Annotated in this window: 8 protein-coding genes, 3 tRNA genes and 2 rRNA genes; all 13 read left to right on the top strand. The window is 29.6% G+C overall.

Annotated features, from left to right (window positions below):
• The first annotated feature begins 10 nt into the window (after window positions 1-10).
• The 13 genes from EQF90_RS00730 (at window position 11) to EQF90_RS00790 (ending at window position 14,550) form a co-directional block, all read left to right on the top strand.
• Window positions 11-3,058, top strand: a 23S ribosomal RNA gene (locus tag EQF90_RS00730).
• A 62-nt stretch (window positions 3,059-3,120) separates the two neighbouring features.
• Window positions 3,121-3,237, top strand: a 5S ribosomal RNA gene (rrf, locus tag EQF90_RS00735).
• An 82-nt stretch (window positions 3,238-3,319) separates the two neighbouring features.
• Window positions 3,320-3,394, top strand: a tRNA-Asn gene (locus tag EQF90_RS00740).
• Window positions 3,395-3,398: 4 nt separating this feature from the next.
• Window positions 3,399-3,487 (top strand) — tRNA-Leu (locus EQF90_RS00745).
• 20 nt (window positions 3,488-3,507) lie between these two features.
• Window positions 3,508-3,584 (top strand) — tRNA-Met (locus EQF90_RS00750).
• A gap of 341 nt (window positions 3,585-3,925) precedes the next feature.
• On the top strand, window positions 3,926-4,345 hold the full coding sequence (locus EQF90_RS00755) for a hypothetical protein (RefSeq protein ID WP_134711354.1): 420 nt from the start codon (window positions 3,926-3,928) through the stop codon (window positions 4,343-4,345).
• Between the two features lie 12 nt (window positions 4,346-4,357).
• Entirely contained in the window at window positions 4,358-5,212 is an 855-nt protein-coding gene (locus tag EQF90_RS00760; protein ID WP_245152877.1) for a DNA/RNA non-specific endonuclease, read from the top strand.
• Between the two features lie 268 nt (window positions 5,213-5,480).
• The gene (locus EQF90_RS00765) at window positions 5,481-6,176 is read left to right on the top strand and encodes a LytR/AlgR family response regulator transcription factor (protein WP_134711355.1); all 696 of its coding nucleotides are present in this window, start codon (window positions 5,481-5,483) and stop codon (window positions 6,174-6,176) included.
• Window positions 6,177-6,184: 8 nt separating this feature from the next.
• Window positions 6,185-6,850, top strand: coding sequence for a sensor histidine kinase (locus EQF90_RS00770; RefSeq protein ID WP_134711356.1), 666 nt, complete (start codon window positions 6,185-6,187; stop codon window positions 6,848-6,850).
• Window positions 6,851-6,966: 116 nt separating this feature from the next.
• Window positions 6,967-8,769: an ABC transporter ATP-binding protein gene (locus EQF90_RS00775; RefSeq protein ID WP_167604045.1), complete on the top strand. Its 1,803-nt coding sequence runs from the start codon at window positions 6,967-6,969 to the stop codon at window positions 8,767-8,769.
• The gene (locus EQF90_RS00780) at window positions 8,762-10,597 is read left to right on the top strand and encodes an ABC transporter ATP-binding protein (protein ID WP_167604047.1); all 1,836 of its coding nucleotides are present in this window, start codon (window positions 8,762-8,764) and stop codon (window positions 10,595-10,597) included. The genes EQF90_RS00775 and EQF90_RS00780 overlap by 8 nt, the downstream gene beginning before the upstream one ends.
• Before the next feature lie 103 nt (window positions 10,598-10,700).
• Entirely contained in the window at window positions 10,701-13,217 is a 2,517-nt protein-coding gene (locus tag EQF90_RS00785) for an ABC transporter permease subunit (RefSeq protein ID WP_134711359.1), read from the top strand.
• A gap of 145 nt (window positions 13,218-13,362) precedes the next feature.
• Window positions 13,363-14,550, top strand: a complete 1,188-nt coding sequence (locus tag EQF90_RS00790; protein ID WP_134711360.1) for a lipase family protein — start codon at window positions 13,363-13,365, stop codon at window positions 14,548-14,550.
• Window positions 14,551-14,622: the final 72 nt, after the last annotated feature.

The raw sequence follows: 14,622 nt of genomic DNA on the forward strand, positions 1-14,622 counted from the left end.
AAATATTTCTGGTCAAACAGAAAAGGGCGCAAGGTGAATGCCTTGGCATATGGAGCCGAAGAAGGACGTTAGCAAACGAAAGCCACGGTTAGCTGCAACAAGCTATGATCCGTGGGTATCCGAATGGGGAAACCCACATGATGAAGAGTCATGTACCATATACTGAATACATAGGTATATAGGAGGAAAACCCGGAGAACTGAAACATCTAAGTACCCGGAGGAAGAGAAAGAAAACTCGATTTTCTTAGTAGCGGCGAGCGAAAAGGAAAGAGCCCAAATTTGCATAGGCTTTAGGATATCTAGTAGAATTATCTGGAAAGATAAACCATAGAAGGTAAAGGTCCTGTATACGAAAGATAGAATAAAGTAGCATAAAAGAGTACCATCGAACACGTGGAATTCGGTGGGAATATAGGGGGACCACCCCCTAAGGCTAAATACTACCATATGACCGATAGTGAAGAGTACCGTGAGGGAAAGGTGAAAAGAACCCCGAGAGGGGAGTGAAATAGAATCTGAAACCTTGTGCTTACAATCAGTGGAAGCAGGCAGGATCTGTGACCACGTACTTTTTGTAGAACGGGCCAGCGAGTTATGGTATAAGGCGAGGTTAAGTAATTAAGTTACGAAGCCGTAGGGAAACCGAGTGTGAATAGCGCGAGAGTCTTATGCTATAGACCCGAAACTGGGTGATCTATCCATGGTCAGGGTGAAGTTGAAGTAAAATTCAATGGAGGCCCGAACCGGGTATCGTTTAAAAGATATCGGATGAACTGTGGATAGGGGTGAAAAGCCAATCGAACTCAGAGATAGCTGGTTCTCCTCGAAATAGCTTTAGGGCTAGCGTTGATTTGAGATTACTGGAGGTAGAGCACTGAATGGTCGCGGGGCGTTTGACGTTACCAAGATCTATCAAACTCCGAATACCAGATAATTATAATCAGCAGTCAGAACGTGAGGGATAAGCTTCACGCTCAAAAGGGAAACAGCCCAGACCGTCAGCTAAGGTCCCCAAATCATGTTAAGTGGGAAAGGATGTGATTCTACTCAGACAACTAGGATGTTGGCTTAGAAGCAGCCATACATTTAAAGAGTGCGTAATAGCTCACTAGTCAAGTGGAGTTGCGCCGAAGATAAACGGGGCTAAACATGATACCGAAGCTACGGAATTTAGAGACAAGAAGTAAAAGATTTAAGGAAAGTAAGTTTAATCAGAAATATAAAAAGAAAAGACGAAATTAAAATTTCATACGTCAGACATCAGAAAGATTATTCCCGTATGTAAATACGAAAATCAAAGATGAAAAAAGTATAAGAAACAATTTCAAAAGAAGGATTAAATAAACAGAACTTAGAAAATTTACTTCTCGTCTCTAGATTGGTAGAGGAGCATTGTGTACACGTTGAAGCTGAATCGAAAGATAGGTGGAGAGTACACAAGAGAGAATGCTGGCATGAGTAGCGAGAAGGTGAGTGAGAATCTCACCCGTCAAAAACCTAAGGTTTCCTGAGCAAGGCTCGTCCTCTCAGGGTTAGTCGGGACCTAAGCTAAGGCTGAAAAGCGTAGGCGATGGACAACAGGTTGAAATTCCTGTACTGCTAATGATCGTTATAAGAGATGTGTTGACGCAGAAGGTTAACTTAAGCACACGAATGGAAAGGTGTGTCTAAGCACAAAGTTAGGCTCCGGAGGCAAATCCCCGGAGTAACGATGAAGTGTGATGGGGATCGAAATATAAGTAGAGAAGTAAGTGACACCAAGCTGCCGAGAAAAGACACTATCGAGATCAAAAGCACCCGTACCGCAAACCGACACAGGTAGGTAGGAAGAGAATTCTAAGACGCGCGGAAGAACCATTGTTAAGGAACTCGGCAAAATGACCCCGTAACTTCGGGAGAAGGGGTGCCCTCATAAGAGGGCCGCAGTGAATTGGCCCAAGCGACTGTTTACCAAAAACACAAGTATCTGCTAAATCGTAAGACGAAGTATAGGTGCTGACACCTGCCCGGTGCTGGAAGGTCAAGGGGAAGGCTCAGCGCAAGCGAAGGCTAGAACTTAAGCCCCAGTAAACGGCGGCCGTAACTATAACGGTCCTAAGGTAGCGAAATTCCTTGTCGGGTAAGTTCCGACCCGCACGAAAGGTGTAACGATTTGGGCACTGTCTCAACAATGGATCCGGTGAAATTGTATTAGTTGTGAAGATGCAACTTACCCACGCTAGGACGGAAAGACCCCGTGGAGCTTTACTGTAGATTGATATTGGATTTTGAGGTTTAATGTAGAGGATATGTGGGAGACAGAGAATCAGTGGCGCCAGTTGCTGAGGAGTCGCCGTTGGAATACCACACTTTAAGCTTTAAGGTTCTAACCATGCACCCTGAATCGGGTGTTGGGACACTGTCAGTTGGGCAGTTTGACTGGGGCGGTCGCCTCCTAAAAAGTAACGGAGGCGTTCAAAGGTTCGCTCAGAATGGACGGAAACCATTTATAGAGTGCAAAGGCAAAAGCGAGCTTGACTGTGACACCTACAAGTGGAGCAGATACGAAAGTAGGACTTAGTGATCCGGTGGTACCGAGTGGAAGGGCCATCGCTCAACGGATAAAAGCTACCCCGGGGATAACAGGCTTATCTCCCCCAAGAGTTCACATCGACGGGGAGGTTTGGCACCTCGATGTCGGCTCGTCTCATCCTGGGGCTGGAGTAGGTCCCAAGGGTTGGGCTGTTCGCCCATTAAAGAGGCACGCGAGCTGGGTTCAGAACGTCGCGAGACAGTTCGGTCCCTATCCAGCGTGGGCGTAAGAAATTTGAGAGGAGCTGTCCTTAGTACGAGAGGACCGGGATGGACAGACCGCTGGTGTATCAGTTGTCATGCCAATGGCACGGCTGAGTAGCTAAGTCTGGAAGGGATAAGTGCTGAAGGCATCTAAGTACGAAGCCCCCCTCAAGATAAGATTTCTAAAAGAGTCCTTGTAGAAAATGAGGTTGATAGGTCGAAGGTGGAAGTGCAGTAATGTATGTAGCTAATCGATACTAATAACTCGAAAGTTTGACCAGAAATATTTCATAATATAGATTGCAAAAGGTTTGAAAAAATGATATAATAGATTAGAAAAAAATGTGGTGACAATAGCGAAGGGGATACACCTGTACCCATCTCGAACACAGAAGTTAAGCCCTTCAACGCTGATGGTACTTGGCTGGTAACGGCCTGGGAGAGTAGGAAGTTGCCAAATTGAGAAAACACTGAATCCATGAGGTTCAGTGTTGACTCTTATAAATCTGATCAAATGATCATATAATTGAATTAAATGATTTTCCTAGGTAGCTCAATGGCGGAGCACTCGGCTGTTAACCGATAGGTTGTGGGTTCGAGTCCCACCCTGGGAGCCAATATGCCGGGGTGGCGGAACAGGCAGACGCACAGGACTTAAAATCCTGCGGAGGTTAAACTCCGTATCGGTTCGATTCCGATCCTCGGCACCATTTAATTTTTAATTTAATATCGCGGGATGGAGCAGTTCGGTAGCTCGTCGGGCTCATAACCCGAAGGTCACAGGTTCAAATCCTGTTCCCGCAACCACACTCACTTTAGATGGCTAAATTTAGCCATCTTTATTTTTTGTTGCAGCAAAAGTATATCAAAATCTTAATCTCAGCTTATTTTATATAAATATTTAAGGTATTTTTATTCGAATATTTGTGAATTCATATCGTAGATAATATTTTTTTTAATAATTTTTTTATTAATTAAATTTTGTGTAGTGTTTGATCATTATTAAAAAAAATTAAATTAATAATGAAAAAATGAAAATAAAGTGGTATAATAAAACCGATAAAAATAGTTAAATATATAACTATTTTTGTTTAAGCTAGCTAAATGGAATATATAATAGAGAAAGCATGATTTGAGGAGGTGAGATTATGAATATAATATTATGTTTATCAAAAAATAAAGGTTTTACTTTTTTTAATCAAAGGCAGTCATTTGATAGAAATATGATTTTTGATATGATTATGCACGTCAATAATAGGAAGTTATACATTTCAAATTATACAAAAAAATTATTTGACAATTTGGAAATAAATTTAGAAAACATTTTTGTTTTGGATAAGCATAATAAAGAACAAATAGGAGAAGATGATTTTATCTTTATTGAAAAAAAAGAAGAATTAATTTTTTTTGAAAATGCTCCAAAGGAAATTGTTGTTTATAATTGGAATAGGGAGTATCCGACAGATTATTATTTTGAATTTGATTTTTCAGATTATTTAAAGATAAAAGAAGAATGTATAGTAGGCAATTCTCATGAAGAAATAACTAAAATAGTGTATAAAAAATAAGAGGAGAAGAAAATGAGAAAATTTAATAAAATTTTGATGATAATGTTGTTAGTATTAGGTGTTTTTGCATATAATTATTCAGATTATGCTGTAAATGCAAAAGTACAAGTTAAAAATTCTTCTAAATGTAAATTATCATCTGAAAAATCTAAGAGGAAAAATATTAGAAAGGTAAAATCATACAAAAAAACTCCAAAGGTAAAAAGAGTAACTCGAAAACCTTCAAAATCAAGTGAAAAATTTAAGGAAGAGTTAAAAAAATCAAAATTATTTTATGATATAAAAAGTATTCCGGAGTTTGATGGAAATACTCCTTTTGTAGTATTAAATAATAATATTCCTGATTTTTCTAAAGAAGGAAAGTTACCAAATAGATATGAAGTATATTCAGAATTAGATTCTAAAAATAGAGTGGGAGAAGCAGTTGCTTTATTAGGATTAGATACTATGCCTACAGAAAAAAGAGGCAAAATTGGTATGGTAAAACCATCGGGATGGCAAACAATAAAATTTGATATTGTTGATGGAAGATATTTATATAATAGATCTCACTTAATAGGATTCCAATTAGCTGGAGAAAATGCTAACAAAAAAAATTTAATGACAGGTACAAGATATTTTAATGTGACTGGAATGTTACCATTTGAAAATATGGTTGCTGATTATATTAAAGAAACAAAGAATCATGTAATGTATAAAATAACACCAATTTTTAAGGATAATGAGCTTGTGGCAAGAGGAATTATAATGCAGGCAAAATCTGTAGAAGATAATGGTGAGGGAATAAGCTTTAATGTATATGTATATAATAATCAACCTGGAATAACTATTGATTATAAAACAGGAAAAGCTGTTTTATCGAAATAAATAATGAAATTAGCTAGTTTTTTAATATTTTAATTCTATTGTATAATAATAAAAAAAGTAGATATTGTGAATAATATTATCTGAAAATTAGATTTAAAATTTAATTTTTTAGATGTAGGTTCATTGTAAATATCTACTTTTTTTAATATTTTGGTTTGTAATATATTAATATGTAAGTTGTAATTACAATTAAAAGTATGAAATAAGTTAATTATTAGGTATAATAAATATGTAAATAATTAAAAAGTTGGTGATTATTATTAAAAATTTGAGTATAGCGATTGTTGATGATGAAAAAAGTGTAAGACAATTATATTTAGAATATGTAAATGAATGGGTTAAAAATAATGATATGAATGCTGAAGTAATGTTATTTGAATCTGCTGAAGCATTTTTGTTTAATTATGAAGATAAGAGAGATTATGATATTATTTTGCTTGATTATGAAATGAAAAAGATGAATGGTGCAGAACTAGCGAAAAAAATTCGTTATTATGATAAAAATGTTCAGATTTTATTTATAAGTGGATATAGCGAATATATTGGAATTGGATATGAAGTTGAGGCAATTAATTATTTGATTAAGCCTATTGATAAGAATAGATTGTTTGAATTATTTGAAAAAGCATTTGAGAGATTGCAAAAGTCTGATAAATATGTTGTTTTTAAGACGGATGATGGAAATAGAAGATTAATGTTTAATAATATTTATTATATTTTAAGTGATAAGAATTATTTGAATATTTACTATAATAGTGAAATTTATAAAGTAAGAATGACGATGAAGGAAGTTGAAGAAATTTTGGATAAAAGATTTCATAAATTGGATAGATCTACAATTATCAATATTGAAAAGATTGATTTTTTAAGTAGAACTGAGCTTTCACTGGATAATGGGATTAATTTGACTATTGGTAGGGGAAAATTTGAAGATATTAATCGAAAATTTATTGAATATTTTTAGGAGATTTTATGAATTTTCTTGATAAAATTAGGTTGAAATTTGGTAGAAAAGATATATTAGAATATCAACAAACTTTGATTAATACTCATTTTGAAGAAGTTGAAAATATGTATCAAGATATGAGAAAATGGCGTCATAATTATAGAAATCATTTGCAAATTTTGAAAGCTTATTCTGAAAATAATGATTTAGAATCTATTAAAAATTATTTAAATGAGTTAGAAAATGATTTACATTCAATTGCTCCTGTTATTAGGACAGGAAATAAAATGACTGATGCAATTGTAAATTCTAAAGTATCTATTGCAAAGGGAAAGAATATTAATGTTATAGTAGATGTTAATATTTCAAAGATTGTAGATATAAAAGAGGTTGATTTGACAACTATTATTGGAAATTTATTTGATAATGCAATAGAAGCATCTATGGATTTGCCAAGGGAAGATAGATATATTAGATTATATATGGACATGAAAGGTAAGAAGCTTTATATTTCTTTTACTAATTTGACTAAGCTGAAGAAACAAGATAAGTTTGGAAATTTGTTTAAATCTACAAAAGGAATTAATCGTGGTTTAGGACTTATATCAATTGATGAAATTATTGAAAAATATAATGGGTATATTTCTAGAAATTCGGAAGATAATGCATTTACAACTGAAATATTAATTTGAAGACTAGGTCGACCTAGTTTTTTTTGTCCCAAAAATTGATTAATTCATCCCATAAATGTTTAAAAGTTAAATCTTGTGATAAAGTATGAATATATAAATTATTTATAGGAGGAATGATGAAAAAATACGGAATTTTACAAAATGTATTTTATATGATAAAAGAAGCGTGGGAAGTTCGTAAAAACTTATTGCTGTTATTTGTTGTTATTAGTATTTTTGCTAAAGTTGGATTGGCGATTGTTGAACTTTTTATTACACCTGAAATTGTAAAAATGATACAGCTTAAACAGGATTTTGGCTTAATAGTTATCTATATAATTTGTATAGTAGGAATTTATTTTATTTTTGAAGCAATTAGGGATGTTGTTTTACAGTTTATTATTACACCGAAAATTGATGTAAGAACTAATTTAATTTTTAAGATTCTTAAAAGAAATTTAACAATGCCATATCAATTAACATTAAATTCTAAATTAAAACAAAATTTTAAGAGATGTCAAGAATTAACATCTAGTAATCATACTTTTTCTGAGTTAATTTTTGATTCTATAATAAACTTTGTTTCAAATTTTATTATGCTTGTAATATATATAAAACTATTATCAGTGCTTCCAATATTTTTAATAATTTTTACCGTTATTAGTAGTATGCTCTCATTTTATATAGGTAAAAAAATTAAAGATTGGAGATTTAATCATGCTGAGCAGGAAAATGAATTTTTTGGAAAAACATATTATCTATATGAAAAATCATCTAATATTACTTCTGAAAAAGATATTAAAATGTTCGGTTTAAAATCGTGGTTTGATGATATATTCAATTTGGTTATTTTTTCATATGATTCCTTTTTGAGGAAAGCATCTAATAAAGAGTTTTTATCCGGTTTATTGGCTGCTATAATTGATTTATTTAGAAATGGTATAACCTATTATTATTTAATAAATTTGGTATTTAATAAGCAAATAGACGTTGCGGGTTTTATTTTATTATTCTCTGCACAAGGTAATTTTTCGAAAAATATTTTAGATGTTTTTAATGAAATGTATAATTTTGTTAAATATTCAAATGATGCAAATATTATTAGAAGTTTTTTAGAATATGAGGATCCTTATAATTTAGATGATGGAATTGAAATTAACAATTTTGATGTAAATAATATTAACATTGAATTAAAAAATGTGTATTTTAAGTATCCGGAATCTGATGAATATATTTTAGAAGATATAAACATGAAGATTAAACCTAGAGATAAAGTTGCGATAGTAGGTATGAATGGCTCTGGGAAAACTACTTTAATTAAGATAATTATTGGTTTTTTGGATCCGACAAAAGGTGAAGTTTTATTGAATGGAAAAAATATTAAGCAATATAGAAGAAGAGATTATTATAAAATTTTTTCTGCAGTATTTCAGGATTATTCAATCATTCCTGATAAATTAAAATATAATATAACACAAGATTTTAAAGATAATAATATCGAGAAAATCAACAAAATAATAGAGCTTTCCGGATTAAAGGAAAAGGTTGATTCTCTAGAAAAAGGTATAGATACAGTCCTAATGAAGCATGTTTATGAAGAAGGACAGGAGCTTTCCGGTGGAGAAATCCAAAAATTATTATTAGCTAGAGCTTTATATAGAAATTCTCCATTTTTAATTTTAGACGAGCCGACTGCTGCACTTGACCCGATTGCTGAGAGAGATTTATATAATAAGTATAATCAATTGACAAGTAGTGCTACTTCTATATTTATTTCTCATAGAATGGCATCGACTAGATTTTGTGATTATATTTTATTAGTAAAGGATAAGAAAATTTTAGAAAAAGGAACACATGATGAACTTATTAATTTAGGTGGAGAGTATAAGTATTTATTTGATGTTCAAAGTAAGTATTATAGGGAGGGAGAAAATGTTTGAAAAAATTAAAGTTTATTTTAGAAGTTTAAGTTATTTATTTAATAATTTTAAAAAATATATGATTTTTGTAATTGTTTCATCAATTATGAAATCTCTTCTTCCACTTATTTTAATTTATACTACAGCGAGAATGGTGGAGCATATAACCATTGGTGGAAATGAAAAAAATGTAATTATATGGGCATCAATTACTATTATATCAATATTTCTGGTTAAAGTCGTATTTGAAAAATTTGAGTCATTGTTTAAAAAAGAATATAGTAAGGTAATGATGATTTATAATAATCTTTTAAGAAAAGTACTTAATAATATGGATTATAAGGATTGTGAAAATCCTGAAATGATTTCAAAATTAAGAAATATAAGACAAATTCAAAATTTTACAGGAAAAGGAATTTTATCTCCAATTTATAATATTGATGAAATTGTTTCATCAATTACATTGATTATTGGGGGAATGGCATTAACTATTTCGTTTTTTAATAGTTATATTCCTGAAACTAGTAAATATGCTATATTAAATAGCACATGGGTTAATTTAGTATTTATTGCAGTTTTAATTATTACATCTGTTTTAGTAACAAAATTTGAAGTTATGTATGATTCTGTTTGGAAAGTAATTATGAATGCTGGGACACTTGGAAATAACCTATTTAGTTTTTATGGATTTATAATAAATGATTCTAAAAGGGCTGTAGATGTAAGAATGTACAACCAAGATAAGATTTCTTTGAATTTGATGAAACTAAACACGACATTTTCTACGGGTGGTGTTTTGGATAAAGCATTAAAAAGTGACGGTAAAAATTTTAAGATTTTAAAATCATTTGTTGCAAAAATTCAACTTTTAATTATATATGTTTTTGTAATTATTAAAGCATTTGAGGGTGCTATAACCATAGGTATGCTAACTCAATATATTGGAAGTATAACTCAAATTACGATAGGAATTACACTTTTAGTTTCAAGCTTGGGATATATCTTAAATAATTATGAGTATATAAAAGAAGCATTAGACTATTTAGAATATGATAAAACCATGTATAATGGTTCATTGACCACTGAAAAGAGAGCCGATAGAAAATATGAGGTTGAATTTAGAAATGTTTCATTTAAATATCCGGGATGTGATAATTTTGTACTTAAAAATATAAATTTGAAGTTTGAATTGGGTAAGAGATTAGCTATAGTTGGACAAAATGGTAGTGGAAAGTCTACATTTATAAAACTTTTAATTAGGTTGTATGATCCAAATGAAGGACAAGTTTTGCTTAATGGAATAGATATCAGAAAATATAATTATAAGGATTATTTGAAAATATTTTCAGTAGTATTTCAAGATTTTGATTTATTTGCATTTCCTATTGCACAGAATATCTCAGGTTCCATAAATTATGATAAAGAAAAAGTAATTAAAGCACTTGAAGATGTTGGAATGATGGATAGAGTTTCAAATATGAAAAATGGTATTGACACTTATTTATATAAAGATATTGACAAAGAAGGAGTTGACGTTTCAGGTGGAGAAGCTCAAAAAATAGCTATTGCAAGAGCGTTATACCAGGATGCAGCATTTATAATATTAGATGAGCCGACTGCAGCACTTGATCCACTTGCAGAACAAGAAATTTATGAAAAATTAGGAAGCATTGTTCAAGATAGAACTGCAATATTTATTTCTCATAGATTATCATCATGTAAATTCTCGGATAATATACTTGTTTTTGATAAAGGAAGTATAGTTGAAGAAGGAAATCATAATGAATTAGTGATAAAATCAGGAAAATATAAAGATTTGTGGGATGCACAAGCCGGATATTATGTGTAAAAAATATTTTGAATTTTTTATAAAAAAATATTATAATTAAATAAATTAAATTTAGCCCTAAGTTAACTTTTAGGGCTAAATTTTTAGATAAGAGGGATTGAATATGTTAAATTTTGAAATAAAAAAAATAATAAAGTCAAATGTCATATTATCAGTATTAGTATTTGCCTTAATTATGGCTTTATATGTAAATTTCATATCCAATATCACATATAATTTAGATTCTAAATATCCTTCTTATGGTAAAGCCGGTTCATCCCATATTTTTAATGGAAGTGTTATAGATAATAAATATAAAATAAAAAATTCTGCTAAATTTTTTGATGCTTTTAATAAAAATCATTATAAATATGGTAGGCAAAATTATCCATGGCTTGTAGACTTCTTAAAAAATTTAGAGAAAAAATCTTTTAAGGAAATGTATGAGGTTGGTAAATTTGTACAGAAATTAGATTATGGTCAATTAGAATCAATAAAAAAACTTCAAAAAGAGCATGAAATAAAGATTGAAGATGAAAATGACAGGAAAACATTCGAATATGGCATTTTTGAGGCAGAATATTATCATGAAAATAATATCCCGTTTACAAAATATTTTGAACAGATATTGACAACTAATTTTGCGAGAAGAGTTGTATATAATAGTTATACAATTTTTGGATTGCCATTTATTTGCTTTTTAATCCTAGCTTTTTATGGAATAATCTCAAAGGAAAAAGATGAAGGGACTGTTAATTTATTAAAAGGACAGCCGATTAGCAGAGGAAAATTAGTTTTTTCAAAGTTATTATCTATGATATTGATTTCTGCTACATATGTTTTAAGCTTTTTATTGTTTTTGATGATAATTTGTGCAGTTCAAGGAATACATCTTGGTGGATTTTATGATATTTTCAGAGTATATCATGAAGGTGTAGATATTAGATATATTAAGGGATATGAGTTAATTTTTTTAATTGTATTATCATTTATGATAATAACAACTCTATTTTCTTCACTTATAATTATGATAAATACATTGTCGAAAAATAAGGAAGTTGCATTATCAATACTAATTGTAGTATTTGGATTGGGATATACTTTAACAGAAAATATAGGTTACTTACAAACTAGATTTAATCCTATTTACGCATTAGATCATGTGCGAACAATTATAGGAAAATTTAGAGAGATAACGGAGATTAATGTACATTCTTACATTGATAATATTAATCAAAGTAGTTTATTTTATCTTTTAGTTTTCTTGATTTTTGCGATTATGATATATGGCATTTCGGTTTTAATTTTTAATAAAAATATTGTATTTGGGGATAGTACTAGAAATGCTAATATAAAAAATTATAATATTTTTAAGTTTGAGATAAGAAAGTTGATTAAAACTAGTAGTTTTCAAATTTATATGATATTTGCTTTAGTTTTTGCATTTTCTCTATATGGTTTTAATGTAAAAGAAGTTAATGATAAATCAAATTATATTTTAGGTGAAAAGGGAAGCATAGCAGATTTAAAAAAAGAATTAAAAAATGCAGAAGAAAATTTATTAAATTCTAAAAATGAAATGGAAAAAATTGTTTTTCAAAAAGAAATAGATCAAATTAAGAATAAAATAAAAAATCAAGAGAAGTTAATTTCATCGTATAAATCGGGGAAAATCAAAGAATTTTATAATGCTCAATTAGAAAAGTCAACTTATTATTTTGATAAACAAGGCAAATCTCATTATGAATATAAGTTTGAAAAGCCAATGAGATTAGGGATAATTGAGACAAAATTATTAGATAAAAACTCAATAAGAGATGGAGTTTCACCTATACTTAGATATTCGTTTAATCATAGTGAGTATGAACAATTTGTAAATGGTGAATTTGAAAGAGAAATATTAAAAAGAGAGCAATACCTTACAAATGCCGGACTATACAGCTTTTTTAGAATGGTAAAATATCAAAATTTAGATATATTATTTTTAATTTTAATTGTATTTATGGTACTTGGTGGATATGTTTATGAAAAAGAAAATGGAAATCAGCTTAATTTGATATATACTCAACCTATTAATAAATTTAAGTATCATATACAAAAAGTTTTATCGCAGTTTATTGTGATAATGGGAGTTTTTGGGGTTGTAATGTTTTTTGTGATTTTGTTGGGAATATTATTTGAAGGTATAGGTGATTTTAATCAACCTGTGATAGAGTATTTAAGATTTTTTGAAAAAGCAAAATATGCAACGGAATACAACTCAAAAGACACATTTACAACTATGCCTATTTACATATATTTGATTAGGTTATTTGTTGTTATAGGATTACAAGGATTATTTTTATCTTCAATAGCTACATTAATTTCAATATTTACAAAAAGTAAAACATTTATAATTTCATCAGTTATAGGGATTTGTGCTTTAGGAGCATTATTAGTAAAAATAATTAACGTAAACATTTTAAAATTATTAAATCCATTTAATTATTTATTTGCAAATAATATAGCTGATAATTCAATAGTTGCAAAGTTGAATATGTCAGGGGGCAGCTATCTTTTCAGTTTATTAATTTTAATTTTATGGTCTATTTTAATTATGATTGTTGGTGCTAAATTAAGTCAAAATAAACAGCAAATATAATAAAATGTATATTTTATGTGTTTTTTTTTGATATTATTATAACTTTTTTGTAATTGTAATTTATTTTACAAGTAAATATAATTTGAGTTATCAATATATTGATAATTAAAATATAAATTATAAAGATTATTTAAAAAGAGGTTATATGAAAAAAATTAAGAACGGACTATTATGTGTAATAGCTACAGGAATGATATTTAGTGCTTTGGGAAGTTTTAATATTGCCAGAGCAGAAGAAAAAAAAGAAAATGTAATTACCAGTAAAGATCAAGAGGATATTTATACAGGGAAAATTAGATTAAAAAATGGAATGGTAGATTCTATATTATTTAAAAATAATGTATTAGTAGATAATATATCCGACAATGATAATGATGGTATAAAAGATAAAGACGAATTGATTATAAAAGAAGAAAACGGTAAAAAATATTTAGAATATAAATCTCATCCACTGATTCCAGATAGTGATGGAGATGGAATAATTGATAAAGATGATAAAGAGCCGTTGAAGTGGAATATAAGTAGAAGAGATATGGCTATGTTTCAAAAAATGGCATATTACGATGAAGATTATATAGATAAACTTTTTAATGAAAATACTAATGAAAATGAAATAAAAAATAATTATGATAAAACTATACATACAGAATTGTCAAAATTTTGGGAAATAAAGAAAAAGCCGCAAACAAATAAAGGAAAATATAATTTTGGTGAAAAAGGTAGAGAAATATATCATTTAAGTAGTGGGTTAGATGGATATTTATTTACTACTAAAAAAGTGTATCCTTTTTTGGATGGAGAAGAGGTAAATGTTTTAGTTTTAAGGGGGACAGAAGGATATAAAGATTACTTTACGGATGCTTTACTATATTTAGGGGCTTGGAATCCTCAAGCATCTGATGCTACATTGTTAATTCAGTATTTAAAGGATAATGATGTGAAGAATTTATATATAGTAGGTCACTCTTTAGGAGGTTACCTTGCACAAATAGCTGCTTCGGAAGCACGTAAAATAGGATATACAGGATTTCAACAATCTTATACATTTAATGCACCTATGATTTCCAGACCTGAAGAATACAGAAAATTATCAGATCAATTAACAATAGAAGGAAAATCTACACATTTTGTTGTAAATAATGATATTGTATCAGTATTGGCAGGAAGTTTTGATAGACATATTTTAGTAGCCAATACAATTAATAAGCATTCAAGTATATCATATTTTGAACCTCACTTATCAAATTATTTTGATTTATATTATAGATGTGGGTTTAATGGAGGATTCTTACATCATAGAATGAAGGAATTGAAATTTTTTAATCCCTCATGATTAGTAAATTAAAGAATAATATTACACAATTGTAAGAGAAAAAATTAGTTAAATTGTATATAATTTAATATA

Origin of the sequence: Helcococcus ovis (genome assembly GCF_004524775.2) — a bacterium.
Lineage (GTDB): Bacteria > Bacillota > Clostridia > Tissierellales > Peptoniphilaceae > Helcococcus > Helcococcus ovis.